We start from the raw sequence: 26815 nt of genomic DNA on the forward strand, positions 1-26815 counted from the left end.
ACGGGGTTTCGATAGACCCGATGCGGACACTAGCCGAAGCGAGCGTCGAGCCAGTCTTGCGCCCACTTTTTAGCGAAGGCGACTGCATCGTCACGCGAGTCGAAGCCGGCGAGATCGCCGCTCGACAGGACATCGGATTCGCTGCCGTCCGCGTTGGTGGTGATGATTCGCGCATGCGCCATATATTCTCCGTCGGCCCTGCGCGGTGTCGGGTCGATGCGAAAGCGGGCTCGCGTAATCTCCATGGCGTCTCCTGGTTGATTGCCGTGAGGCGCCCTGGCATCACAGCTCTTAGCTAAAGCACATTCAGGCTTGCGGAAAAATCATGCAGGCGCGACGTCTCCCGATCTGCTCGATCGATCATTCAGTCGAAGAACGTTCTGTCTTGCGGACATTGATCGATCATCTGTTCCGCATAAGCAGTCGATGCGCGGCGCGCGTCACCCGCGCTTTGAAAAGGCTCGTCCATGCTAAGCCTGAAAACACGACTGCGCGCCACGCCAGTCTCGACTTGCGGTTCCTGAATGCGCACGGCGGCGTCGAATCCCTCGTCGTAGTTATGACCATGACCGGAATCTGCGGGCCTATGCGAGAAGACGAGCGGATAAATTTCAAGGCCGCGATATAGGCGGAATTCAACTGTCATGGGATGACCTCGCGCCGCCGTGGGCGGCATATCAATGATGGAGCGTGGAGCAATATCGGCGCTGTTCGCGATGTCGGCGACGTCTATGCAACTGACCGCAACGACTGACCGCATTGCACGGTCTCCGATAATAGGCCGATCCCGTCAGGGCCCACCGTGAGAGCAACGTATGCGGTTTTCACACAAAGTCGCGACTCAATCGGCCAAGCCCATCCTACGCGCTTTAGTGATTTTGTACAGCGAAAGTTTCAGTACCGGCCTCAATGATTTTATCTGTCTATCATCGCGCGACCCGCATCACGCACCCCGCCAAAAAGCGCGTGAACTCACCCGACCGAAAGCGCGTCATGTTCCGCATCTTCCGGTGTCGCGGCTTCGAAATATATATGGCGCTGACGTTCGTTTGCGAAAGACTTGTATGACGTGAGTTTGCGGATCAAGCACAGCGGCAACTCGAGTGTGCCCGGGTAGTGCGGCAGCGATCACGCGCGGCTCGTCTTGTCTCATCGCCGAAAGCGCGGGACAAGCCGCTATCGACTTTTTGCCCCGGCTAATAGCCGCGAAGCAGCCGCCCGAAATGTCTTGACCCTGCCGAATTGACTGCGTATCGTCGGCTGGACACGCTTCGAATTTATTTTTTGCCCGCGCGCCTTTGCAGCTTTCTGCCCTCCCCTTGAATGCGCTTCTCTTTCTCGGCTTGAACGGTCGACACGATAATCGGGGAGTACTGATGATATCGACGCGGTATTTCGACTTGTCCCGAGTTCACATCGCTGATGCGTGGCGCCGATGTTTTCTTCACGCTTGCTTGCAAACGCGCGGCAAGAAACGCAAAGCGCCATTCGATCACATCACGCCGTCCCGACTCTGATGAACACCGACTCCATCGAACTCTATGTAAGCCCGAACGGCGATAAATGGCTGTTGCATACCGGCGCGGACAAAATGCCCGTGGTTCGACATGTGCCGAATGCCGCATCGGGAGGACGCGTATCCGAGTTATCGCTGGATGCGTTTTTGTCTTCGGGTGAAGCCGCGCCGCAGCGTGACGCTTTGCTTGAACTCGTCGGGAGAATGATTCCGCGCGAGCAACCCGATACGCCCGCCACGTTCAAGCCCGCGGCCGAAGCGCTGCTCCTTACTGCGGCCCGGGTCCGCACGTTCGTGCAAGAGCGTCATCTAACGAATGCGAGTGGCTTTTTCTTTGCTCGCGATCAGCGCCTGTTTCTCGTCACGAGCCGTCACGTCGTCACCGATAAACCGAGCCAGCATTTTCCCGATCGTATCGAAATCGAACTGCACACAGACCGCGACAACCTCGGTGCATCGACGTGGTTCAACCTGCCGTTGTATGCACAGAGCGTGAGTCTCTGGCGCGATGGGTCGGACGACGGCGGCGCGATCGACGTCGCCGTGCTGGAAATTCGTCGCGACCGGTTGCCCGTAACGGCGGTGTTCGAGGCGTTCGGGCCGGAGCATCTTCCCTCGCCCGAAGATGTCATGCCAACGGGCGCGTCCGTGCTGATCGTCGGCTTCCCGCTTGGTTTTCACGACTCGCTGCATCATTTGCCGGTGGTGCGGCAAGGCATTATCGCGTCGGCATTCGGCCTGCGCTTTCAGGGCAAGGGATGCTTCATCACGGATGCACGCACGCATCGCGGAACGAGCGGCGCGCCTGTGGTCATGAGCAATCCGTCGATGGCGAACACGAGCACGGGCGCGAGCTTGCCGTGGGTGTTGCTCGGCATTCATTCATCGACCATCGACATGGGAACAAGAGATGTCCACGCCGATGAAAGCCTCGGTCTCAACAGCGCGTGGTACTCGGACATTCTGATGACACTGACGAGCGATCATCCGCGCGTGGCGAAGGAATCAGCCGAAAAGACATGACTCGATTCGGATCGCCAAGTAATCATTCCGCTCGCCGCGGATGACGAAATTCACGCTTGGCGAGTGCGACGAACACAGCGAATGGTCGTCGAAAATACGGCGGAACGATTTGCAAAAAGATGCGCCTGAACGCGCTTCGGAACAACCGCTGATTCTGGCCCGCCCTACACGACTCGAACGTGTGACCTACGGCTTAGAAGGCCGTTGCTCTATCCAGCTGAGCTAAGGGCGGTTACGAGGAACCACTTGAGACATGGGCGCGTGGCAGGCCAAGCGAGACCGGCCGCACCCAAGAGAGCGAGGATTTTACCTCAATCCGCAAGCGGCGCGGCCAGACTTGATTACAACGGCTGCGGATGCATCATGAACCATCCGAAGAAGAAGATGCCGACGATCACGCAATACACGCCGAACGATGCCAGCTTGCCGTGACCTTCGAAATAACGCATCAGGAAACGCACGCTCAGATAAGCCGCGATACCCGTCAGCACGCCGCCGAGCAACGCATCGAAAAGCTGACCGGGCGCGTGAAAGAGCTTCGGCAATTCGAGCACGCCGGCCGCGAAGATGATCGGCGTGCCAAGCAGAAACGAAAACTCCGCCGCCGCTTCAGCCGTCAGGCCCGCGCCGACACCCGCGATGATCGTGAGACCGCTGCGCGAGAAACCGGGAATCAGCGCGCCGATCTGCGCAAGACCCACCAGAAACGCCTGCTTGAACGTGAGCTTTTCGGGCGCGCGTGCTGCACGGGCGCGTTGCAGCTTGTCGCCGAACCACAGCAACACGCCATTGACGATCAACGCCGCCGCCACGATACGCAGATCGTGAAACAGCGCTTCGAGCCGCTTTTCGAGCAACAGCCCGACGATGCCCGTCGGAATGGTGCCGATGATGAGCGCCCACATCATGTGACCGTCGTCGTTGCGGCGACCGCCGAGCGAAGCGAACCAGCCGCCGATCAGCGCGACCCAGCGCTTGCGGAAGTACCACAGCAGCGCGAGCGCGGTGCCGAGATGCAAGGCGACGAGAAACGGTAGCAGTTGCGGCGCGTGCTTGTCGATATGCATGCCGATTAGGCCGGGAACGAGCAGCGTATGTCCAAGGCTACTGACCGGAAAGAGTTCGGTCACGCCCTGCAGCACGCTCAGAAAAATAAGAAACCAGAGAGTCACGCGTCGGTCCTTTTCATGAAAGAGGAAGGAAGACGCGCCGCGGAGTGCTTTCCTCGCTCCAAAGCGCAAGGCCGAAGGCGGCGAGACGAAGATCGAAGGGGATGAGGAAATGGTGCGGCGCGCAAGTCGGGACCGATTATGCACAGCCGTAGTTGGACCGCCAAGCGGAAAACGTACAAACGCGTGCGACAGGCGTCACCGATCGATAAACGTCAGCGAAACCGAATCAATCAGTAATTTATAAGAAAGCGATATCGAATCAAGCCGAAAGAACTCGACGAGCAGGCGGCGCGCTGCTCAGCCCTTCAGCTTATAAAGAAAAATTGCCGTGCTCGCGCCGAAGAGGCCGAACATCGCGACGCCCATTGCCATCGCCAGATCCATGGTGACTCCCTGTCCGTCTGATTTCCAACATTCGGTTGCTATAACAACACATCGTCAGATGAGACGGCAGTCGCAATTTCCCGCAAAGGGTTTCTCCGTAGGACAAAGCAAGGCAGAATCGTCGGGGTTTCAAGGCCCGTTTTCAGCGCGATCATCATTTCACCGGAGCGTCTTCGCACCATGTCATCTCAACCAGACGTGATTCATATCGAGCGCGATGGCGCCGAAATCCTGCTCGCGCCGAGCGCCGGCGGCCGCCTCATGACGTGGCGAGTGAACGGCGAGCCCGTCATCCACTGGCCCGATGCGCCCGACTGGAGCAATCCGCCCAAGATTCGCGGCGGCAATCCGCTGCTGTTTCCGTTTCTCGGCCGGCATTTCGTCGACGGCGAAATCAACAAGTGGCGCGATCAGGACGGCGTCGTCCACACGCTCTCGACACACGGCTTCGCGCGCGACCTGCCGTTCTCCTGTACGCGCGATGCCGACGGTCACGGCCTGCGCATGACGCTCGTCGACAGCGACGCCACGCGCGCAGGCTATCCGTTCGCATTCCGCTTCGAGGCAGCGTACCGGCTCGTCGATGCCACGACTCTCGAAGTCGAACTCACGACATCGAATCCCGGCGAAGTGGCGCTGCCCTATTACGCCGGACATCACTTCTATTTCCATCTGCCGCACGATCAACGGGCACAAAGCAGCGTGGAGCTGCCGCGCACCGAGCGCCGGCATCAGTTGGCCGGCGGCGCGATCAGCGAGGCGACGCCTGGCTCGCCGCGCTACTCGTTGGGCGACGCGAGCATCATCGACAGCTTTCATTGCTTCACGGGTCCTTCCGATCAGCCCGTGCGCCTGAACATGCCGGGCCTGAAGCGCACCGTGAGTTTCGAGCTGCATCAGCCCGATTCGGTGCCGTGGTTTGCCGTCACGACCTGGACCGAGGCGGATACATCGGACTTCTATTGCGTCGAGCCGTGGATCGGCTTGCCCGATGCCATCCATAACGGTCTTGGCCTGCGCTGGCTCGCGCCGGGCAAAACAGAGACCGCGCTGCTCAGGCTCGTCGTCACGCGCGCCGACTAAACGTTGCAAACGGCTTTCTGTCAGGGGAAACCCGAAACGGTAAAATCCTGCCTTCGATCCGCCGCGCAAAATTTCAAACGCCCGTCGCGCGGCGGCGCCTTACGAGGTCAGGTTTGCATAAAAGAATCCGCCAGTTCGTTTTTACATCGCTCGTCGCGGCGGTCGTGACGCTTTCCGCTTGTGGCTCCGGTCCGGTTGCGCCCGGTTACTATCGCGTCGAGCGCGGCGATACGGTCACGAAGATCGCGCGCGCCAACCGCACCACCGTCGCCAATCTCAAGCGCTGGAACAGCTTGTCGAATCCCGATGCAATCGAAGTCGGACAAGTGCTGCGCGTGGTGCCGCCGGAAGGCTCGGCGACGGCTTCATCGAACGTGGCGAGCACGAGCACACCGAAGAGCGCGGACACCGCACCGGCGACAAAGCCCGGACCGGGCATCACGCTCGTCTGGCCCGCACAAGGCGAAGTGATCCGCAACTTCAACGGCAGCAACTCGAAGGGCATCGACATTGCCAATTCAGCGGGAACGCCGATCGTGGCCGCGGCGACGGGCAGCGTCGTCTATGCGGGCAACGGCTTGCGCGGCTACGGCAACATGTTGATCGTCAAGCATAACGAGGACTACCTCACCGCCTACGCGCACAACAGGACGCTATTCGTGAAGGAAGGCCAGACCGTGCAGCAGGGCCAGAAAATCGCCGAGATGGGCGATACCGACAGCGACCGCACCATGCTGCATTTCGAGGTGCGTTACATGGGCCGCTCGACGGACCCGGCGCGTTACTTGCCGTCGCGTTGAACGCAGACGGACCATAAGAGGAAGATCGATGATTTCGATGAAAAGAATCCACCCGGGCGCAGTCGTTGCCGCTCTCGCGCTTACCGGCGCGCTCGGCGGATGCGCCCACGGCCCGACCATGACCTACTTGCCATCCGGCGATACGGGCTTCGCCATCAACTGCAGCGGCGGCGATGCGAGCACGAGCTGGGCGGCCTGCTACAAGCAAGCGGGCGGAGTGTGCGGTGCATATGGATACGACGTGGTGTCGAAGGACAATGACAACGGCGCGACTTCCGGCGGCACGGTCGCGGGTATCTTCGGCGCGAACATCAAGAATCGTTCGATGGTGATCCGCTGCAAGCAGTGACGCTTGCATGCGTGCCTGCATGAGCGCTCAAGGGAACATCACGCGCTCGCGGGCTTGGTCCGATCGCGCTTTGGCGTTTTCCTGCGCCAGCGGCCGGACAATGGATCGATACGCGCGGCAAACGCAAAGAGGAATGCAAGCGCGAGCGGAGCAACGATAGCGAAAACCGACAGCAGATTCATGGCGAAACCAGAATGCACTAAGTCGTCGGATATTAACCTTGCGGCAAATGTTTCGCTTAAATGTCAGTTAGAAGTTAAGGTCAGTATGGATGACCGACGCGTCGTTCCTACCGCGCAAACGTGTGGGCGCCGGCGTATTGAAACTTGCACGCGGTTACGCTCCGAAACAAGCGCACACAGTTGCCGAGGCCAAGCCTCCATAAAATATCTGCAGCCCGCGCTTCTCTCTGCGCGAACAGTCCGTGCGGGTTAGAAGCGCCGGCGCTGATGCGTCGGCGCTTCGCCTTCTTTCACTTTGGATCGGCCGACGTCGGCGCGATGAGCATCGACGGCGGGGTGTCGTCGGTCGGTACGCCCTTATAGTCGGGCGGGTCTTGCGGCGGATGCTTTTGATTAGCGGGTTCGGTGCATGCAGCCAGCATGAGTGCAAGCGTGGCGGCACCTAGAACGGACACGAAGTTACGCAGCATGAAGTCCCCAAGAAGACGTCAAACCCGACGTCAAAAAGACAAAGGGGTTACAAGCCGTGACTTGTAACCCCTTCGTGTATGGTGGTCGGAGCGAAAGGATTCGAACCTTCGACCCTCTGATCCCAAATCACCGAGGCCAATGACAGGGAAAGCCTTGCAGTAGAAGGGCTAGCGCGCAGCGGTGTCTAATCAATTGCATATAAAACAGGCACGAAGCCATAAGGCTTTGCGCCCGATTGCAACGCAGTTATTAGACAGGAAAAGATCGTGACCGTAGACGCCAATGGCGGGATCGACCCGCGCATCGCATACGAAAGAGATATGGCTACGCGCTTGTATCCGAAGCGCGCAGAAGCAGACCCGCACGGTAGGAGCCCGCACGAGGCTGGAGCCAAGCTCGACGCTGGGAAGGCACCGGTCCTACGCGGCGCACTCGGCTATTTCCCCCGAGCGCTCACGGCAGTCGCCGAAGTGTCAGAGATTGGTGCGCGCAAATATACTTGGAACGGATGGGAGTCGGTACCGGACGGCGCAGAACGCTACGGCGACGCGTTGGCGCGCCACATCTTGGCCGAGAACATCGATGGTTCGCACGACGCAGACACCGGATTGTTGCACGCGGCGCACGCAGCGTGGAACGCGCTCGCGCGTCTTGAACTTCTGTTGCGCACGAAATGACCCGCCGCATCTTCACCCCGCACCTGTATCAGGGCTTGATCATCGAGCACCAGCACGCGGTCGACCGCTCGAACACGTGGGCCGGCATGGGGCTAGGCAAAACTGTCGGAACGCTTACAACGCTAGAGTCGCTCTATCACTTCGGCGTCGAGTCGCAGCCGACACTCGTGATTGCGCCGCTGCGCGTCGCGCAATCCACCTGGCCGGATGAAGTCCAGAAATGGGAACATCTTCGCAGCATTGACGTCGTGCCGATTATCGGTGATGCGTCGGCGCGCGCAATGGCGCTGCGCAAAGATGTGCCGATCATGACGATCAACTACGAAAATCTGCCGTGGCTGATCGACTGGTTCAAGCATCATCCACGGCCCTGGCCGTTCGGCACGATCGTCGCCGACGAATCTACGAAGCTGAAGTCGACGCGCATCTCGCAGCAGCGCAGCAAGAAAGGAACCGAGTTCCTGAAGAAGTCCGGCGGCAGCGTGCGCGGCCGGGCGCTCGCGGAGATCGCGCACACGAAAGTGCACCGCTGGATCAATCTCACCGGCACGCCATCGCCGAACGGGCTGAAAGATCTTTGGGGTCAGCAGTGGTTCGTCGATGCCGGCCAGCGCCTCGGGCGCAGCTACATGGCGTTCGAATCGCGCTGGTTTCAATCCGTCCCTGGCGGTCAGGGATACCACCAGACGAAGCCGCTCGACTTCGCGCAGGAGCAGATTCAAGCCGCGCTGCGCGACTGCACACTGTCGTTGAACGCCGCCGATTGGTTCGACCTGAAAAAACCGATCGTGCGCAATATCATCGTCGATCTGCCGTCAAAGGCGCGGCGGCTGTATCAGGACATGGAACGCAAGATGTTCATGGAGATCGGCGAGCACGAGGTCGAAGCGATGAACGCCGCAAGCCGCACGATGAAGTGCTTGCAGCTCGCGAATGGCGCGGCATACGTGGACGACGCCGGCAACTGGAAGGATGTGCACGACGAAAAGATCAAGGCGCTCGAAGACGTTATCGAGGAAGCGGCCGGAATGCCGGTGCTGGTTGCCTACCATTTCAAGTCGGATCTCGCGCGTCTCGCACGGGCGTTCCCTAAAGGTCGGCAGCTGGACTCGAACCCGCAGACCATCAAAGATTGGAACGCCGGCAAAATCCCCGTTCTCTTCGCGCATCCTGCATCGGCTGGTCATGGGCTGAACCTGCAGGACGGCGGCAACATTCTCGCCGTCTTCGGTCACTGGTGGAATTTGGAAGAGTACCAGCAGATCATCGAGCGGATTGGTCCGACGCGTCAGCTTCAGGCCGGCTATAACCGGCCAATGTTCATCTATCACATCGTTGCGCGCGACACGATCGACGAAGACGTGATGGTTCGGCGCGAGACGAAGCGCGAGGTTCAGGATATCTTGCTGGACTCGATGCGACGCAAGGGGTTGCGCTAGTTGCGGCGGCGCTTGCGGCGCGCGGATCGCGCGTCGAGATGGGCGACGAATGCAAACAGCCCCGCTGCACCGAATACCCCGACGACGAGCGCGACGCCCCACACGGTCAGACGCTCTTCGCCGCGGCCGATCCCATCGCCGTGGAGCGGCGTTTGCCTAGGAACCGCTTCAGCGACATGGCCGGATTTTCGACCAGATGCCAAGACAGAAACGCCATCACCGAGATCGCGACGAACGACAGCATCAGGTTGAACCAAACCGGCTTCGAGTTGTTCCAGTGCAGAATGATCAATTGCTGAATCGGAAAGGCGTAGATATAGAGGCCGTACGACAGATCGCCGAAGCGCCCGAAGCGACGAACGAAAGGCGTCGACATGTTGCCGAACGTCACGACAACATACGGCAGCGCGATCACAAGCGCAAAATATTCGTTGCGCAGCAGCCAGAAGCCTACGGCAGCGCAGCCGAGAACCGGCCCGACGATCGAACGATAACGTTCAATATCGGCACGGCATACGTGCATAGTCGCGCCGAACATAAAGCACAGCCCGAAGTCCATCAACGGGTGACGCGCCGCCTCAATTGGCAAAACGAAGCGGCAAAGCGCCAGTACGAGCAGCGTCACCGGCAGCACGTAGCGATGGCGCAGCGAGCCGAACAGCCCGAGCACCGCAAGGAACCCGTACCACTTCAGTTCGAGCGGGACTGTCCAGAGCGAACTATTGACGGTCGGATGGTGGAGACCCACGAATACGCCCGGGAGCTTGTCTGTTAGGTTCCAAAGCGTCGCCGTGCCGAACAGAAAATCCCACGTTTCAGGCGACTGGAAATATTCGGTGTGCGAGAGGGTTGTCGCGCGCGGTCCCATGATGAAAGTCATTAGAAGCGCCACACAAATCAGGCCGGGGAAAATGCGCAGGATACGCTTAAGAGCAAAGCGCGGGACATGCGGGTCACGGTCCCAACTCTGCGAGACAAGATAACCGCTGATCGAAAAGAAAATCAGAACTCCAAGACCACCATAGCTAAACCCGCCGAAGACAGCGGGTTCACCTAGACCCATTAATCCGTATTGATGGGAGAAAATAACCAGCGATGCTGCGACTACGCGTATGAAATCGAAATTGTTACTGTGTCCCGCGCCTTTCATTCGGCCCTCTGTAATTTCTTGGAATGGGCCGGATTATATTCCTTTCAACGACTTACCTCACCCTGCGAACCCGCATGAAACCGTCCGCTGTCATTGTGCTGGCTCCAAAAACCGAAGTTGCAACGCAATAGACGGTGGTCGTCGATGCGAGCAGTATCCGAACGGCTCCAGACTTGATGGTTTGCCGAACGCCTGTATTGAGCGGAGCCTGAATCAGCTGATATCCGCCTAGACCAGGCTGCGTTGCCGAAGTCGTGCTGACCCCGATCTCTATATTTCCGAACGTCGTAGTTGCTGCTGGAACAAAGTTGGCTGTGCACTCGACATCGTAGTCACCAGCCGTCAGCGACGCTGAGCTGACATTCGCCGCGGTTCCAGAAGTCAGAGAAACCGCGCTGAGATTCGTGGGCGTCGGGAATTCCCCGATGCTGCCCGCCTGCGCGCTGTCGTTCGTCGTGGTGCCCTTGATGCCGGCAGTCGAGCTGGGCGTAATCAAGCCGGTTGCCGAGAGCGTCGTGGCGAATATCGGCGCGGCCGTCGTGTTGCCCCATGACGGTGGTGAGGCGAGCAGCAGCCGAACCCATGCCGTTGTCGCAAGCGTGGTGCTGTTGGCCACGACACCAGGCGTGGGGGCTGCAGGCGTGCCCGTGAAGGTCGGACTGGCTAGCGGCGCAGCACCGAGATTGGACAGCGCCGTAGCAGCGCTTGTGGCGCCCGTGCCGCCGTTGGCAATGGCGAGTGTTCCGGATACACCGCCAAGCGTAACGGTTCCCCACGCAGGGGGTATGCTTGGGCCGTTCGAGATGATTGCCTGCCCTGCTGTCGATCCCGCCGGGCTAACTAGTGACGGCGGAATCGTGGTTGCACCGAAGGCGACGGATGTGAAAGCGGCAAGCGCCAGGACGAAAAGTCTTTTCATTTTAGGAACCTCGAAACATTGCGGCGCCGCCAGCTTGCGGCCCAGGCTGAACAGTTACGGTTTGGCCCGATGTTGTCGGAGCCTGCACAGTGACAGCGTCGTCAACCGGCGCGGTGACGGTGCCGGGCGCGGTGGCGAATGAGGTAATCGCAGCGTTCTGAACCTGCGCGTCCTTCGTCATACCGAAATAAAAGCCGTACACAGACTTCAGCTCGGAAATGATGTAGCCCATGACGGTTGATACGAGAGCGATGACCGTCTCATTCCAGCCGCCGGCCTTCCCCGACATCACCACATAGACGATGTATCCAGTCAGGCAGACGACCGCGAGCGCGAGCAACGGGCGCATGAAGTCTCTCGGCTGCTTCGCTGCCAGCTGGCGCGCACTGTCGCGGTCTGCCGCTTCTGCCACGTAGACTGATTGTTGATAAGCGAGATTCGTCTGCTCACGTTGCGCGGCGATCGAGGCGAGATCTTTTTCGTGATCCATCTCGGCCTGCTTCAGCTTCACGATCGCATCCGGATCGGCCGCAAGCGCAGCCATGATGCTGTCTGGCGAAGGATCAGTGCCAAGCGCTTTCGCAATGACGGATGCCGCGAGCCCCACACCAGCACCGACGACCGTGCCCACGCCGGGAACAGCATTACCAAGGATCGGCGCGAACTTCGATACCGCCGATGCGACATCACCCCACGTACTCATGGCGCCACCCCCGAACGCATCATTTCCGCCAGGCGCTCGGCGCGGTCTCCGACTTGCGTCGCCCATCTCGATGCGAGCATGCCAGCCGCTGCGGCAGCGTACGATCCGTTCTGCATCGCCACGAGCGTGTTCTTAAACGTCAGCAGCGTGCCGATCCCCATGTTGAAGCACATATTCAGAAGCACGCGTTGGCGCACGGGCGAAAGGTTTCGCCACCACGTCAGATTGCGATCGAGATCCGCCTCGACGTCTTGAATGTCGAGCTCGAAGATTAGATCGATTACCTCTGGCCGCAGTTTTCCGCCCTTGCGTTTGTCGATCAGATGGCCGATTCCGATCGTCAGATAGCCCAAGCTGTCCTGATACGCATACGGCACGTTGTCCTCGTCGCGCGTGAGTTCCGCTTCAAGCGCTTGTCGGTCATACGTCGCGTTCATATCCGCCCCATCAAAGCGAGAACAATGACGACTACGAGGATGATGCCGAGCAGCCCGCTTGGCCCATAACCCCAAGCCGAGCTATACCCCCACGTGGGGAGACCGCCGATCAGGAGCAGGATAAGAACGATGATCAGAATGGTTGACATGCAAACCCCCTATCTACGATTGCCGATCCACGGTTGCGCGGGTTGCGGCGGTTGGACTGCGGTTTCAAGTTTTTTGTCGACAGCCTTCGCTGTGCTCGCTGCTTCGACGGCTTTGGCGGTCGCGACATTCACCTTCTGTTCGACGACGTCTGTCTTCTGTGCGGCGGCATTAGCCGCGACGGCCGCTTCGCGGGCTTGCTTGATCAAGGCCGCTTGACGAGCGTCGTTTAGCTTCGCGCGGTCCCCGAGCCAGCGCAGCGTGTAAGCCACGATCTGGTTGGTGTCGCCGACCGATTGCTTCATCGCTGCGAGGTCATCGGTTGCCTGTTTGTTGACACGCTCTAGCCCGTCAATCTTTGCCGTGAACTCGCGCGTACACGCGGCGCGCTCCTGCTCCTTGACGATCGGAAACCGCGCGACAAGGTTCGCGCGCTCTTCGGCATCCAAGCGCTGCTGCACTTGGGCGCCGACAAATCCGGCGACAACTACGAGCAGCCCTACGGCAACGAGCAACTTCACTTGCTGCCACCAGTGATTAATGCTTGCCACAGTCGCTCTCCAATTCGGCAATGCGATCTTCGAGCTGCGCGCTTCTGCGGCGCTCGCGGTCAAGTTCGTCTTCGGCGTTGCGGCGCAGCTTGCGCTCGTCTTCGATCTCGATGTCGCGTTCATCGATCTTCTTTTCGAGCGAGTCGATGCGATCGGTTAGCCGGGCGACTTCAGTCTTCAGGTTTTTAATAGCGGTCGCTTCGGACTGATCGCCCTGAAAATCACGGCGCCCGCCGCGCCATACCTGATACAACCAACGAAGCCCCAATACGGCGCCTGTTCCGGCGACGCCGTATTGGGTCAGGTTTTCAGGCATTGACATCAAACGTCCCCATCTCAGCCGCGCTCAGTTGAGCGACGGCAGACAAAACCCGATCGTCGCCCCCGCGCCGAAGATAAATCGAGCGGCGGCGCTGTAGGCGTTCACCGGCGCTTTCGCGGGCGCGCGATACATCTGCCATGAATTGAAGCCCGTCGCAGCAGCGTACGTTTGGTCGATGCGCCCAAGGTTCTGCGACGAGATCAGGTTTCCGCCGTAGTCGTACCAGTCGATGACCGGCGTGAAGTAGGCGGTCGACGTAGTCGTCATGAACTTGAGCGGCACCGCGAAGTGATAGTCTCGATTGCCTTCCACCTTGAAGCGGTTCGTGGTGTCGGTTGCGAGATTCAAGCCGTCGCTGGTTGTGACAACCTGAATGCACTGGTTTAGTCCGAACGGACCGTCGCCAGTGAGTTGACGATAAGCGCCAGCGGGCGCATTTGCCGTGACGACCCACCCACCGAAGCTGCTCGTCGTGCCACTGGTCGGTATCGAAGTTCCGGATCGGTCTACGTTGTTGATCGCGTTCGCGCGTCCGTCGTCGAGATACCAACTTGTCGTCGTGGCGTTGTCGATCGTCACGTCTTCGAACTTAGCCTGGCATCCATGCACAAACGTCGCGCCGCCTTCAAAGCCTTCGAAATAGAATTCCTGAATGTGGCATTTGCGCATCAAGACTCGAAAATTGATCGAGCCGGTTGCATCAACGAGTTTCGCGCGGTCGGTGGCGGCAACACCAGATGTGCGGCTAAGTCTGAAGTCTTCGAGCGTAAGCGTGCCCGTCGATCCAGTCGCAATCGCAAACGGCGCAAGTCCGGCCGGACCGAAAAAGCCATCTGCGTCGCCGCTGATCAGGTTGTCACCCGTGAGAACTGCCTGACAGCCGACTTCCCAAATCGCGTCGCGAATGGTCATGTTCGCGCCGAAGATTGAGGTGCCGTTTTGAATGCCGCGCTGATACTCGCAACCGATCATGACCATGTGGTTGCCGATGTCGTTGTAGTCGTTGCGCACACAAAAACCCAGGCTATCGTTCCACCACGATGCGTTCGATTCCATGCGCTGCGCGAGAAAATTGCAGCCGACCCATGTCGAATACGAGTTGATGGCATTGCCGTAGACGGGCTGTAGCACGCCTCGGAACTGAATACCGAAAAACCAGTTCTCCGACATCTGCGAAGCAGGCATCGCAGCCTGACCAAGCAAGCTTCCGTAACTGATCCCCGCCTTGATATAGCGGATGCTGCCGCCATAGAAATAGTTGAAACAGGTGTTGACCGCCGGCACAAGGCTCGAATCGCCTTTGAACTGGAGCGCGCAGCCGTAGTTTTGCTGATGCACCGGAGTCGGCGCAGCGCCGTCGCTGACGATCTGAAGGTTATAGAACTTGTTGTTGTTGCATCCGTTCAACCGAACGATCGCGTCGAAGGCGGAAGTCGAGATACCGCTGATCCATGCGTCGTAGAAGATGAATGTGCAGTTCGCAACGACCGAGGTAAAGTCGATCGACTTGACGTTGTAGTAGCCCGGAAGGAATTCGAGCGTGGTGTAAGCGGGCAGGCTGTTCAGAATCGATTGGAACAGCGTCGTCTGATCGGTGCCTGCCGTGCCGTTCTGGTTGCCGTCGCCGAACAGACCAAGCTGCTTGCTGTTCACGCGGCCCTTGAACACACGCCGCCACACGCCGCCATCGGATGCCGCGATGTCGCCGAGCACGGCAGGCGTGATGGATGCCGAGCCCGAGGCCACTGCATAAAACGCGTCACCGCCACCATCGCCAGCCGTGTAGTACCCACTCGTGTGGGCATGCGAATAGCGCACGGTACTGAGAGACTGCAGCTCGGCGATGTTCAACGCTTGCCGTTCGAGCAAACCGACCCACGATAACTGCGGGTCCGCGACGGATTGATTCGGTGGAATGAACTCCGAAAGCGTCGTGCCGCCTTTAAGCCAGATCTTTGGTATGCCGGCGGGGATTGGCGTATTGAATGACAGCGTCTTGCCGCTCAGACTGTACGAATCCGGATCTTGAACAATGCCCGACATGACGACAGCGCCGAGATTTGCCTTATCGCCATATGCTTTACCAAGCGTGACGCTGGTCGACGAGCCCGATGTGTAGTCGATGCCATCGACGAAAACCTCGTCTGTCAGGCTTCCGGCGCCGACGCTTGCCGTGATCGGCAGCGCGGTAACATTTCCGAGCGCATCGAACCCGAGCAGTGTATTGCCGCGCGACGTTGCAGGCGGAAGCGCCGACGGCGTGTCTTCACTTTCATTGACGACAATGGCGCGCGACGCCAGCTCGGCGAGTTGCTGGACCTGAACCTCGACGCGATCGACCATATCTTCGACGACTTCCGGATAGAAGCCACCGCTATTTGTAAGATCGACGGTTTGATCGTAAGGTAACGATCCGAGAATCACCAGCGTAAAGCCGCTCGGCAGTGGTGTGCCAGTGATCGGGTAGACGATCGAACCACCTGGGTTGTTGTTCTGATCGCTGCTCAACGCGACGGAATAATCCGAGTCGAGAAGTAGCTGCGCCGATACCCCGCTCGAATTGACGCGCACGACCGCGATATCTGTCTTATCGAACACCTTGAAGGCGAACGGAAAAGCGGTCGTCGCACCGTTACCGATGAACGGGCCGGCTTTTCGCTTCGAACTGGAAACCGTCATGCGCGGGCACTCCTATTGAATGCCCGCAATTGTCAGCGCACGTTTACCCGGTATGTGCGCTCACTTTGTCGGCTTGCCGACGATCATCGCCGCGGCGCTCGCATCACCGTTCTGCCAGGCGAGATAGCCTTCGGCGACACGATCAAGCAGCCCGGCCGGGTAGTGCAGAACATCGCCGGCCAACTTGTTTGCCGCGCGGATGCCGCCTTCAGACACTTCGCCCTTCTTCGCCTGTTTGACGAACTGCCCAAGATCTGCAATCGGTGTGAGCGGCGTCGGTCCGGTGTAATCAAAACCCTGCAGGATGCTGGACAACTCGCGCACACCAACGCCCATACCGAGCGTATTGCCGAGCAGTTCTTGGAAATAATCGACGCCCATCTGCATCTGCCAATCATCGCCGTTACCTTGATGCCCGCGCAGGTTCGCGACAGCTGCCGTGTAGAGTGAAGGCAGCGCAATCGCGATCATGTACGCCGATGCGAGGCGCGCGACGCCGCCCTGCCCCTTGGCTTTCGCAAGCAGGTTGTATTGAGCGTTCAACGCCGAATAGAAGGTCGTGAACAACTTCGCGAACTGACCGCCGCGCATGATCTGCGGCTGGTCGGCGATTAGCCCCGAACCTTGCGAATCGCGCACGACCTGGTCGGCATAAGAAACGGCTTTCGCTTCGTCTCCGGCGAAGTCGTCAAGCCCCTTGCGATATGCGCCGAGCCACGATGGCACGTCGACGTGACGCTGCGAATATTCGATCATCCACAAATAGCTGTCTTTCACCGCATCGATCACCGGCACAGTGCGCTGCGCGGCGGGCAGCGTCTGACTGATCGTCTCGATCAGCGGATGCGATCCGGCGTCGATCTGGTTGCGCACTTCGCGGATGTCGCGGTTAAGCGTCTGGCCGCGCAGGCGCATGAAGTCTGATTTTCCATAGACGGCGTCGGTCACGTGCTGGCGCTGGAATGCGGAACCCATGTATTCGATCAAGCCGCGGCGCATGTAGCCTGGCCCGATCAGCGCGGCAGTCGGACCGAAGCCGCCGAACTGCTTCAGCGCGCTGATGACGTTGAACCCGAGCCGCGACACGATCGTGCCTTTGCGCAGGAACGCCAGCGCAGCGTCCATCGCATGCTTCGATGCCACATCGCCGAGCGCGATGGACTTGGCGGTTTCCTTCATGGTCGAGAGAACTTCAGGGCCGTAATGCGCGCGCACGGCGTCGCCAAAGCGCCCGCTGCCGAGCACGCGGTTCGTGTCGATCAGCCACTCGTGCCAGGCTAAATCGTGCAGCACTTCTTCGACGTGCTGCGTGATAACACCGAGATCCTTGCGCACCGGGCGATTCACGTCTTCGACGCGCGATTCAGTGAAGCCACGGCGCGTTGTCGCGCGCGTGACGGCGCCGCCGAGCATCTGCTTCAGCGTTGCCGTTTCTTCGTGCTCTTCAGCCCGCGTCGAGCGCACCGGATCGTACTTGATCGGGTAATAGCCGCCGCGCATCGTCTCGCCGTGCGGGTTGATGAAAGACTGCGCTTCGACCTTTTCCGGCCGCACGCCCGTGACACGGTATTGCTTCTCGGCAATCTCGGGCCAATAGGTGTTGACGTGATCCCATACCTTTTGAACGAATTGCCAGTCTTCCTTCGACAGCGTTTTGAGAATTGCCTGAGCCTGCGCGGGCGTCCATTTGTCGCCCGTCAGCACGCGACGTTGATTCGTCTCGTTGCCCCAATTCAAGGCCACGGCCAGGCGCCCTTCCTTGGACAGACTGTTGTTGATCTCGGGGATGAAGGTCTTCGTGCGCAAATCGCCTTTCTTCACGATCGGGTCGAAAATCTCGCGCAGCGCCTTGGTTGCCTCGCTGCGCCGGCGCGCTTCCCAATCGCCGCGCTCGTTCATCGGCCGCACGATCTTGTCCCATAGGAAGCCGCCATCCTTGCCGTCCATCTGCTGCAATAAGCTCGAAAGCGTGCGGTGATCAGCGAGGAAACGATTCGCCTTCGCCTTAACTTTGTCGGCGAGCTGGTTCGACTCGATCTTATCGGGCAGCGTCTTTTTTGCGTTCTCCTCAATCGTGCCGACGGCTTCCTCTATGAACCCGTTGAATTCGCGCTTATCCGCCAGTGTGAGCAGCTTCTGCTTCAATCTGCCCAGGTGCTCGATGTTGCGCACTGAGTCGATCAGGCCGCGCATCTCGTCGATCGTCATGTCTTTGTAGGACTTCCGATACGCTTCGTTCAGCAGCGCTTCAGGAATGATCGGCGGTGTGCCTTCATTGGTGCGCGCTTCGACCCATTTCACTAGGCTTTCGCGGCGTGCGATGTCTTTGCCGGTTGTCGACGAGCGCAGATCGAACCGGTCGAGCAGCGACTCAATCTGTCCGCGGTAGTCGGGATCGAGCGTTTTGCTTGGTGTGTCGAACTTGCGCAGATAGCCGATGCCCTTCGTGACTTCGGTTGCGGCGGCGCGCGCGGCTTTTTCGAGCTGATTGTTCAGGAGCTGATTGCGCTTCTGCGCGGCGGCTTCGGCGAGATCGCCCTTGCGCAGCGCGGCATCAGCCAGCTTCGCGGCGCGTGTCTCGGCGGTGGCATATTTTGCCGCGCTGATCTCGCGCACTTTCTTGTTTGCGATCGTGTTCTGCGCGACTTCGCGCGCGGCACGTTCGAGCTCGCGCACCGGACCGGTCGCCTTCGCAAGCGCCTTCAGTTCGGTCGCGATGAAGCGCGTGCACACCTCGTTATGGATCGCTTCATTCGCAGCGCGGTTCATCGCGGCCGGGTCGGTGATATCGCCGTACTTTTCGAGCATGCGCTGATCGGTGACCGCGTCGATCACGGCTTTCATCGGCTCGGCTGCGTCAAGCTTCTGTTGCATTTCGTCGGCCGAGCTGAAGCCAAACTGTTCCGCAACCGCTTCGCGGTCCGCGCCTTTTTCTTTCTTCAGAAAATCCTGCGCGCGATACACCGGCTCGGCCGCGACTTGCGCTTCGACTTCGGCGCGTGTCTCGCGGCGCTTCGCGGCGACATCTTTCTGGATTTCGCGCAGCGCGCGGATCTTCGAGTTATCGGCGAAGCGCATGTCACGCAGCGTGCGCGCGCTCAGTTCGTCCGACGCTTCGAGCGTGGCTTCGTGCCCGAGCTTGTGGTAATCGGCGAACTGTTCGGGCGTCATGCCCGCTTCTTCCGGTGTCGCGAACATCGGCATGTACGCGCGCTCGGCTTCGGCGCTGCGGATCGCGTCATTCGTCGCAAGCAGGCGGTCGAACACGCCGCGCACTTCTGGCGACAGCTCGACGTTCAGCGCGCGCAGCGAACGATAGACGTTCACCATCCACGCCCGCACCTTCTGAAAGACGCCGCGCAGCTCGGCGCTCGGCGCCTTGCCTTCGAACAGGTATGCTTCGAAGCCGCGCGCGAATTGCTCGTGCATCGGGCGTTTTTCGTCGAGCGACATTTCGCGCCACTTCTCGGGCGTCGTGCCGAACCAGTCGGTCACGGCCTTGAAGTCTGCGGCCACATCCGGCAGCGCGCCGTCGCGAGACAGGTGCGACAGCATCTCAAGTTGGAAGTGCCCGAGCTCGTGCGTGAACGTCGACAGATCGGCGTCTTTATTCAGCGTAATCGTGCTCGGTGCGCTGCTGATGCCGTCGGCAAAGGAGAGCTTTCCGCGCGCACCTTGATTTACCTCATTGCCCGATGAAACGCGAAACACCGGCGAGCCGTCGTCTGTCAACCAGCGAGGCGTCGTTACTTCGGGTCGTTCCGCAAGCCGCGCCTGCGAGTTACGTTCCACCGAGTAGCCTCGGCGTTTAAGAGCATCGTACACACGTGCGGCATCGGCCGTAACGGAGTTATCGGAGACAAACGACAATCCTTCTCGTTTTGCTAGTTCGATGGCGCGTTCGTATAGCGCGGTGATTTTTCCGCTTCGCTCCACCCCGCCGTTATCTACCCATGTCGGGTGCAACTCATCACCGTTTCGGGCAAGAGTCATGGAAACGCCGTCGGTTTCTGCGTGGAATCCCGGAACTATCTTCCCATCAGAGTCCTCAACAGAATCCTCTCGAAAGATGTTTCGAGGCAAGGTCTGCTCAACAGTGTTCGCGCCCGTTACGCCCTCGGCCGCAATGCGCAGCGGATAGCGCTGATACATCGCTTCTGGCGTGACGCCAGCGCGCGCGGCGGCGGCGGTGTACGTGTCGCGCACGAGCGCAGCATAAGTCTTGTTCACGTCGGGCGTGAAACGGTTCGCCTCACCGAGCTGGCGCAGCACGTCATCGTGCACAACGCTCGCCGACTGCGCGACCGCGTCGTCGTTGCCCCGGTCGACGATGGTCTGCTGCGCCGCGCGCGTGAACTGATCGACCGCCGACTGGTGGAATTCGTTTGCTTCCTGAAACGTCATGCCTTCCGGGTCTGTCTTCAGGTGCGGCATGAGTCCGTCTTGCGCCTTGCTGCCGGCCAGGTGCGCCATGTAGTCGGCGATCGGGATCGTGACGTCGCCGCCTGTCACGAGCGCCTCGGGGATCTGCTTGGCGACGTCGGGCATCGTGCGCTCGATGTCGGCCATCTTGATGCCGGATTGCGCAAGTGCGTTCGTCAGCGTGCCGCCGTCGACGTAGACGTTCTGCACCGGACTGCCGTCGTTCGCCTGTGCGACGAAGTCGCGGAACGTGTCGGGGTCGCGCTCGCGCAGTTTCGATTGCGCCGACGCGTCGACCAGATTCTGCAGGTTTGCGCCGTCGCTAACCGCCGTCTCGGCGCGCGCCGCGTCGCGCAGCCAGCCACCCGTCGCGCGGCCAGCGCCGTGCATCGCAAAAATCGTGTTCAGACCATAGTCGAAGATCTTCTGCGCGGTCGGGCGATTGTCGAGCGGGTTTGTGCCTTGGATCGCATCCATGAGCGCATTGACACCGACCGCGCGCGCGAGCGTCTGCACGACGGTGTTGTCGGGCAGCACGCGGCCGGCGCCACCGAACACCGCGCCCATCTCCGCGCCGTGCAGCCCGGCCATGCCGAGCGTTGCGAGCGCTGCGCTCGGCGTGCTCTGGTCGAGCGCCTGGCCGGTCGCGGTGATCGCACTAGCCAGCCCGAGCGTCGTGGCCTGCGCGCCGACGTCGCGCGCGAGCCCTTTGGCGAAAGATTCGCCTGCGACGTGCGTCAGCCCCGGCAGACGTTCGACTGCCGCGCCCGCGAGCTTCAGAGGCGCGCCGGCAACGAAGCCAGCCAGGTTGCCGACGCCGCTCGCAATGCCGCCCGCCGTCGTTTGCGCGGGGCCGTTCTCGTCCGGAGCAAGCCCGGCAAGGAACGAGTTATAGAAGCCCTGCGCGAACTGCGTCGGCACTTCCGACATGCCGCCGACCGCGTCGCGCATGTCGCCGACTGGTACGCCGTTATCTTTCGCATACTGCTGGATGAACGCTTGTGCGCCGCCCGCACCTTGCGCATTGCCTTCGCCCGGCCCCATGCCGAGCAGACCACGCGCCCAATCGGTGATGCGCGTGCGAAATGGCAGCGAGGAGTTGTCGGGCACGATCGAGCCCATCTGCGGCGGGCTAATAACCTGGCGCGTCTGCGCGTCGACGTCATCGACCATCTGCTCGTTCGGGCCGACGAAGGTCGAGCGCGGCGTCGGTGCCGGGCCTTGCGACGGGATCGAGAAAAGCGACTTCGGCGTCAAGCCGTAAGTGGCGTGCTCGACGTTCTGCAGCGCGTCGACGTCATCGTGCGCGACATTCGCATTGCCTTGGTTCTGATAGAACGCCGCCGTGCTCGGGAATTGTGCGGCCATGCGCTGGAAGTCGATGCCGCTGATCGCCGCCTGTTGCTTGACCTGATCCGGGAACTTGCGCGCGCTGTCGATGGGCACGCCCGTCTGCTTCGACAGCCGCGAGAGTTCTGCTTCGTAATCGGGATTCGCGCCGAACGCGATGGCGAGATTCGCTTGCGCGCCCTGCGCTGTGTTGTGCAGGTAACCATCGACTGCCGCACCCGTATCGACGACGGGCGCTGGCGTCGCGCGCGGCGCGGCGATCGGTCCGTCGGTGCTCGGCGAGCTCGATGCGCTATCCGGCGTGAACTGGTTGTTGATGGTGCTGGTCTTCGGAACGGTCAGATCGGCCATTAATTGCTCGAAAGTTTTTGCGACATCGTTTTCATCGTCCAGTACGCGCCGAGCAGCTGGCCGTTCGTCGGATTCGGAACGCCGCGCTTGGCGAAGTCCGACTTGAGCAGCGGCAAGACGTCATCCGGGATCTGATCTTTCGTCATCTGCATCATGTTCACGGTCGAGTCGGCACGTTGGAACGACAGCGGACCGATCACGAGCTGATTGCGGAACGTGAGCGACTTCGTGAACAGGCCGTCAATGTGGTCGGTGATTTCGGATTCGCTGAACTTCTTTCCAGCTTCCTTCTGCGCGTCAAGGATCGAGTTCGTCACGAACTGCCGGATCGCGCCGACGCGCTCGGCACCTTCGACGTCTTTGCTCAGACCAGTGAGCGACGGGCTCGGATTAATGCCGATCATCGTCAGGCGCTGATTCAGCGTCTGCGTCATTGCGCCAGTGTTCAGGCTATTTGGTGAGTTCGTGCCCGTGCCGTTGATCAGATCGGCGCGAATCTGCGTCAGGTGCTTGAAGTCGCCTTCGCTGAAGTTCGGAGCCTGCGTCTGCCACTGGTCGTTCGACATCTTCGACATGATGTTCGGCGATGTGATGTACGTCTGATAAAGCGCGGTGTTCGTTGTGTTGACACCCTCGTTCATCTGCTTGGCGTACGACATGACCTTCGGCAGATCGTCAGGGTTGACCTTTGCGAGATCCGCCGGCGACACGGCGTTAATGTTGCCGCGGTTCGACGCGAGCGTGCGGAATACGCCGGCGAGATTCGACGCGTCTTGCTGCTTGATCGCTTCCGTCTGCTCGTCGTATTGCTGCCCGGCTTGCGTGACGGCGTGCTGCATCCATTCCGGCTTCTGCTGCAGGACAGGATCGGCGCGCACGGCATTGATCACGTCGAGCTTCGACGGGCGCTGTGCGGTGTTGTTCTGCTGAAGCGCGGCGACGTTGGTCTGCACGTAATTCTGTGTTTCCTTCGGCATGTACGTGAGCCAGTTACCGGGCGCGCCTGCGGCGTTCGCCTTCTGCATTGCAGCGTCGAGCGTGCCGGGGCCGGCGTTATATGCCGCCCACGCCTTCGACGGATCGCCGCCGTAATGCGCGAGCATCGCCTGCAGATAGTCGCGGCCGACGCGCGCTCGCTCGCCGGGCGAATTGTCTTGCGCAGGTTTGACGCCGAAGCCGGGGTCGGTGTTGGTCGTGGGCATGACTTGCATCACGCCTTGCGCGCCCTTGGCCGATGTGACAGTCGAGCCGTCGGCGTTGTTCTCTTTGCCGCCCGATTCTGACGCCGCGGTGATCGACACCATCTTGTCGAACGGGCTATTCGAGAGTGCCGGGCCTGCCTGCGCGAATACACGAGCAACGACATTCGACGCGGCCTGCGCGCCAAGGAAAGAGTTCATCTTCCCGTTGATCTTGAGCATGTCGTCGGCGGTCATGTCCTTGCCGTATTTCTGGACAAGCCCATTCGCGTACGTGATCTGCCCTTGCTGCAGCGCCGTGTCGACAGCCGCCGACAGCGCGTTGCTCGTCATCGTGCGCTGGTTCGCCTCAATCTCGGTGGCGGCGCTGCCATTGATCTGACCGGCCTGGTACACAGCGGCCTTGATCGTCTTGAGATTTGCGTCGATCGCATCGGGGTCGTTGTAATAAAGTCCGATCTGGTTCGTCGCGAGCTTGATCGTGCCATCTTGCGTCGACAGCGCGTACGACTTGAATTGCTGCCCTTCCCATTGCGTCGTCGCGCCGTGGAACTGCGACGTGATCCCTGCGGCCTGCTCCTGAAACAAGCGCTGCTGCACCGGGTTTGCCAAGCCGCTGCTGATCTGCGCGGCCGAATCGGTCAGCTTGCCGGTGTATTCATCGGCAAGCGACATACCGCTGTCGCGCTGAATAGCCTTGAGCCCGGTCTGCGCCTGCACGCCGGTCTGCGGGTTGTACATCAGATCCTGCTGTTGTGTCTTCAGCTGGTTCAGTGCATCGTTCACGCGCGTCTGATTCGCGAGATTCTGCGCGTCGATCGCCATCTGCGACTGCGCGTTCGCTGCCTGACCGAGCGCATCACCGAGCTGCCCGATCTGGCGCGTGCCCTGCGTCATAAGATCCGCAGATGCGCCAGACGTGACGGGCGTCGCCGAATCGGTGGTCGGCGTGATTCGCTGAGATGGGTCGAGTGTCGGAACGACCGGCATTTACACTACCCCCACGCGTTGATTGCGGTACCAGTCCGAGGCGACGCTTGTGGCGCTCGTAAGTAGCGACGTCGCCCCGGCAGTTACAGAGCTGACCGAGCCGGCTGCGGCGCGAAGACTGCCCGCCTTGTCGGCGTAGTCGTTTGACTGTGTGGTGTAACCCATCGCGGCGCGCGCAGCGTTCGCCGTGATCGTGTCGACGTTCTGGTCGGTGACGTACTTCGTCGATGCCTGCAAGCTCGCAGCGGTACCTGAATTCAGATCGACGCCGTTTGCCGCGAGCGCCGCACGCTGCGTAGCGATCGTCTGCGCGCCCCTGATCGAGACGTCAGACGCCTGTGCTTGTCCGCTACTGATTGCGCTTGCTGCAGCGCGCTCGGCGATTAGGGCGTTAGTTGCGGCGGCATCGGCTTGCGCGTCTTCGGCTGTGCGCGTGGCGCCAGCGGTCGTAAGCGCGGAGAACAGTTTCAGCGCCCCGCCCGCTGCACCGAGCGCAAGTGTCGCATTGCCCGGCGTGACCACACTCGGGCTGGCCGAAGATCCGCCGAAGCCGTACGGCGCGCCCGAACCGGTTGTCGCGCTTTCAACGGGCACGCACATTATTGATTCATCCCAAATCGATGGAAGGGTAGGCCAAACGGACCGTACGGCACCGTCTCGCGTTGTACCGTGAACCCAAGCCGCGCGAGCCAGTGAATCGATTTAAGGTTGCGCGCGTCGACGAAGTTCATCAGCGTGCCGTATTGTTCCGCCATACGCCGCACGTATGTGCGACCAAGCTTTGTGAGCTGCTTCGGCGCTCGTTCGAGCATCGGTGTGCCGAGCATCCAGACGGCGCCGACGCTCGGTACGAGCAACGTTGGGGCGGTGGGCGACGCGCCGAAAATGCCGGCAGGTTCCCCGCCGACCTCGATCGTCCAACACGGGCTAGAGGATTGGACGCCGACTTGCAGGACCGCGAGTGCTTCGCGCACGCCAGTACCCGCTTCGACCTCGTCAAGATCCGCCGGGCGCATATACGCGGCGATGTGCTCAATATCGCCTTCGCGGATTTCGCGGACGATCAGCTTCGCCATCTACCCTCCGATTGCTGCTTCGATGGTCATTGACGCGACGATCACCGGCAGCGGGTCCGTTTGTCGGATGCACACCGAGCCGTCTTGCTGCCATGATGGCGTCAACGTTATCTCGATCTCGCCCGTCACCATCGCCGGCGGCGTGCCGAATGGCTCGGCCTTGCGTTGCTTGAATTGCGTAAGTTTGTCGAAGCTCGGGCCAGCGAAAATACCTGACGAGTTATGTACTCGCAGCCAGACCTTATTGATGTTTTTCGTGCGGCCTTGTCCGTATCCTTCGGTTGCAAACGAAAAAGGCAATGTCTGTAGATCCGCGGTAATGGGCAGGCCGACCGCAACAACGCCGCCGGGGTGCGACAGGGTGACGACGCCATTCGTGACGGTTTGTTGCGGCTGAACAGCGCCGTCGACAAGAATACTCACCGTCTTCCCTTCGATGTAGTCAAGACCGCCGACCGTCGCGATGTTAGTGCCGCTGACGAGCGTGCCGCAATCCACGAAAAAACTGTCGGTTAGCGCATCGACCTGGCGTGTGTGCATGCGCTCGATATAGCGCACCTGGCGTCCTGCGATTACGCGGTTCACCACAACGTAAAGCACTGACTCGTTGCCTTCTGTGACAACGCATACCGATTCGAATTGGCCGTCGGTGTCGTGGTGGTGCCACGCGGAAACCTTGTGCGCGGGCGAATAAGTCAGCCCAAGCAGAGTGCCGTCAGACGATACGCACCACACGATCGGGTACGGCGCCTTGGCGTACGCCATATCCGATATAGTGCGAAAGTCAAACAGATGCGGCGCCATTACGCTGATGTCCTGCGTGACATACCCGCCTGCGTAATAGTTGTACGTCATCTCGCCGACATGCCCGCCCATTGCCATTGAATACAAGAGCGAGTTGCTTACCGTCACGGGCACAACGTTGGAAGCACCCGTGTAGCCCTGCGGCTGTACGGACAATGTGCTCGGTGTGATCGCCTGTGTCGCAGAGCCGTTCGCCGTCACCGCCCATTCGGCGCTTGACGTGAGCAGCACGAGCTCTGATAGGGGAACGATATGGCGGATCGTGTTCGCTTCGCGTGCGGCGATCCGATAATTCAGGGCGTCGGTGTCGCGCGACGGTGTGCTGGCCGACAGGTTCGACTCAGTACCCGTGCGCGTCATCCAGACCGTTTGCGGCAGGTTCACCGTGCTTGCGAACACGCGGCGCTGCTGGTGATAACCGACCACCGCCGGATAGTTGCCGGGGCCGTTGAACGGATTCGCCAGCTCGGGCGGTGTCGTGCCGGTATCAGGCGTGATGTTGTTGTCCGTGATCGTCAGATCTTCTGTTTGTCCGATAAATGCGTAGATGCCCTGGTACTTGCGGTACACGTTGTACCGCGTGGCGCCAGCAACCGACGTCCACGTGACGACGTTCACA

General features: G+C 60.4%; 23 protein-coding genes and 1 tRNA gene. 6 read left to right on the plus strand and 18 right to left on the minus strand.

Annotated features, from left to right (window positions below):
* Window positions 1–29: 29 nt before the first annotated feature.
* Both QCE79_RS09630 and QCE79_RS09635 read right to left on the minus strand, forming a co-directional pair.
* On the minus strand, window positions 30–245 hold the full coding sequence (locus QCE79_RS09630; protein ID WP_244825715.1) for a hypothetical protein: 216 nt from the start codon (window positions 243–245) through the stop codon (window positions 30–32).
* Between the two features lie 119 nt (window positions 246–364).
* Complete coding sequence (locus tag QCE79_RS09635) at window positions 365–646, minus strand: hypothetical protein (protein WP_244825717.1); 282 nt, start codon at window positions 644–646, stop codon at window positions 365–367.
* An 870-nt stretch (window positions 647–1516) separates the two neighbouring features.
* On the opposite strand from QCE79_RS09635, the gene QCE79_RS09640 reads away from it, so the two are divergent.
* Window positions 1517–2539 (plus strand): serine protease, encoded by a 1023-nt coding sequence (locus QCE79_RS09640; protein WP_309843706.1) that lies wholly within the window; start codon window positions 1517–1519, stop codon window positions 2537–2539.
* A 155-nt stretch (window positions 2540–2694) separates the two neighbouring features.
* Here the strand turns inward: QCE79_RS09640 and QCE79_RS09645 are convergent.
* Together QCE79_RS09645 and QCE79_RS09650 are read right to left on the minus strand one after the other, a co-directional pair.
* A tRNA-Arg gene (locus QCE79_RS09645) sits at window positions 2695–2771 on the minus strand.
* Between the two features lie 109 nt (window positions 2772–2880).
* Window positions 2881–3711 (minus strand): undecaprenyl-diphosphate phosphatase, encoded by an 831-nt coding sequence (locus tag QCE79_RS09650; protein WP_309843708.1) that lies wholly within the window; start codon window positions 3709–3711, stop codon window positions 2881–2883.
* A gap of 564 nt (window positions 3712–4275) precedes the next feature.
* On the opposite strand from QCE79_RS09650, the gene QCE79_RS09655 reads away from it, so the two are divergent.
* From QCE79_RS09655 to QCE79_RS09665, 3 genes are all read left to right on the plus strand, one after another.
* Complete coding sequence (locus tag QCE79_RS09655) at window positions 4276–5178, plus strand: aldose epimerase (RefSeq protein WP_309843711.1); 903 nt, start codon at window positions 4276–4278, stop codon at window positions 5176–5178.
* Between the two features lie 113 nt (window positions 5179–5291).
* Complete coding sequence (locus tag QCE79_RS09660) at window positions 5292–5978, plus strand: peptidoglycan DD-metalloendopeptidase family protein (RefSeq protein WP_309843713.1); 687 nt, start codon at window positions 5292–5294, stop codon at window positions 5976–5978.
* Window positions 5979–6006: 28 nt separating this feature from the next.
* Window positions 6007–6327 (plus strand): hypothetical protein, encoded by a 321-nt coding sequence (locus tag QCE79_RS09665; protein ID WP_404989319.1) that lies wholly within the window; start codon window positions 6007–6009, stop codon window positions 6325–6327.
* A gap of 38 nt (window positions 6328–6365) precedes the next feature.
* Here the strand turns inward: QCE79_RS09665 and QCE79_RS09670 are convergent, their stop codons facing one another.
* Both QCE79_RS09670 and QCE79_RS09675 read right to left on the minus strand, forming a co-directional pair.
* Window positions 6366–6509 (minus strand): hypothetical protein, encoded by a 144-nt coding sequence (locus QCE79_RS09670; RefSeq protein ID WP_250465239.1) that lies wholly within the window; start codon window positions 6507–6509, stop codon window positions 6366–6368.
* A gap of 290 nt (window positions 6510–6799) precedes the next feature.
* On the minus strand, window positions 6800–6979 hold the full coding sequence (locus QCE79_RS09675) for a hypothetical protein (protein WP_250492611.1): 180 nt from the start codon (window positions 6977–6979) through the stop codon (window positions 6800–6802).
* A gap of 267 nt (window positions 6980–7246) precedes the next feature.
* Between QCE79_RS09675 and QCE79_RS09680 the strand changes: the two genes are divergently transcribed.
* Both QCE79_RS09680 and QCE79_RS09685 read left to right on the plus strand, forming a co-directional pair.
* Complete coding sequence (locus QCE79_RS09680) at window positions 7247–7657, plus strand: dATP/dGTP diphosphohydrolase domain-containing protein (RefSeq protein WP_309843720.1); 411 nt, start codon at window positions 7247–7249, stop codon at window positions 7655–7657.
* The gene (locus QCE79_RS09685) at window positions 7654–9096 is read left to right on the plus strand and encodes a DEAD/DEAH box helicase (RefSeq protein ID WP_309843722.1); all 1443 of its coding nucleotides are present in this window, start codon (window positions 7654–7656) and stop codon (window positions 9094–9096) included. Before QCE79_RS09680 ends, QCE79_RS09685 begins: the two co-directional genes overlap by 4 nt.
* A 106-nt stretch (window positions 9097–9202) precedes the next feature.
* Here QCE79_RS09685 and QCE79_RS09690 read toward each other — a convergent pair whose 3' ends face one another.
* The 12 genes from QCE79_RS09690 to QCE79_RS09745 form a co-directional block, all read right to left on the minus strand.
* Window positions 9203–10246, minus strand: coding sequence for an acyltransferase (locus QCE79_RS09690; RefSeq protein WP_309843724.1), 1044 nt, complete (start codon window positions 10244–10246; stop codon window positions 9203–9205).
* 52 nt (window positions 10247–10298) lie between these two features.
* On the minus strand, window positions 10299–11165 hold the full coding sequence (locus tag QCE79_RS09695) for a hypothetical protein (protein WP_309843727.1): 867 nt from the start codon (window positions 11163–11165) through the stop codon (window positions 10299–10301).
* A 1-nt stretch (window position 11166) separates the two neighbouring features.
* Window positions 11167–11868 carry a hypothetical protein gene (locus QCE79_RS09700; RefSeq protein WP_309843730.1) on the minus strand — a complete coding sequence of 234 codons (702 nt, stop codon included), beginning with the start codon at window positions 11866–11868 and terminating at the stop codon, window positions 11167–11169.
* Window positions 11865–12305, minus strand: a complete 441-nt coding sequence (locus QCE79_RS09705; protein WP_309843733.1) for a glycoside hydrolase family protein — start codon at window positions 12303–12305, stop codon at window positions 11865–11867. Before QCE79_RS09705 ends, QCE79_RS09700 begins: the two co-directional genes overlap by 4 nt.
* On the minus strand, window positions 12302–12454 hold the full coding sequence (locus tag QCE79_RS09710) for a DUF3309 family protein (protein ID WP_309843736.1): 153 nt from the start codon (window positions 12452–12454) through the stop codon (window positions 12302–12304). The genes QCE79_RS09705 and QCE79_RS09710 overlap by 4 nt, the downstream gene beginning before the upstream one ends.
* Before the next feature lie 9 nt (window positions 12455–12463).
* The gene (locus QCE79_RS09715) at window positions 12464–13066 is read right to left on the minus strand and encodes a hypothetical protein (RefSeq protein WP_309843739.1); all 603 of its coding nucleotides are present in this window, start codon (window positions 13064–13066) and stop codon (window positions 12464–12466) included.
* On the minus strand, window positions 12990–13325 hold the full coding sequence (locus tag QCE79_RS09720; RefSeq protein ID WP_309843742.1) for a hypothetical protein: 336 nt from the start codon (window positions 13323–13325) through the stop codon (window positions 12990–12992). Before QCE79_RS09720 ends, QCE79_RS09715 begins: the two co-directional genes overlap by 77 nt.
* Window positions 13326–13349: 24 nt before the next feature.
* Window positions 13350–16004 (minus strand): hypothetical protein, encoded by a 2655-nt coding sequence (locus tag QCE79_RS09725; protein ID WP_309843746.1) that lies wholly within the window; start codon window positions 16002–16004, stop codon window positions 13350–13352.
* Window positions 16005–16064: 60 nt separating this feature from the next.
* Window positions 16065–22127, minus strand: coding sequence for a hypothetical protein (locus QCE79_RS09730; RefSeq protein WP_309843747.1), 6063 nt, complete (start codon window positions 22125–22127; stop codon window positions 16065–16067).
* Window positions 22127–24223, minus strand: a complete 2097-nt coding sequence (locus QCE79_RS09735; protein ID WP_309843750.1) for a transglycosylase SLT domain-containing protein — start codon at window positions 24221–24223, stop codon at window positions 22127–22129. The genes QCE79_RS09730 and QCE79_RS09735 overlap by 1 nt, the downstream gene beginning before the upstream one ends.
* A gap of 93 nt (window positions 24224–24316) precedes the next feature.
* A complete protein-coding gene (locus tag QCE79_RS09740; RefSeq protein ID WP_309843753.1) occupies window positions 24317–24916 on the minus strand; it encodes a hypothetical protein in 600 nt (199 codons plus the stop codon).
* Complete coding sequence (locus QCE79_RS09745; protein ID WP_309843756.1) at window positions 24916–25392, minus strand: hypothetical protein; 477 nt, start codon at window positions 25390–25392, stop codon at window positions 24916–24918. The genes QCE79_RS09740 and QCE79_RS09745 overlap by 1 nt, the downstream gene beginning before the upstream one ends.
* Window positions 25393–26815: the final 1423 nt, after the last annotated feature.

It is taken from the genome of Caballeronia sp. LZ003, assembly GCF_031451465.1.
In the GTDB taxonomy this organism is placed as follows: domain Bacteria; phylum Pseudomonadota; class Gammaproteobacteria; order Burkholderiales; family Burkholderiaceae; genus Caballeronia.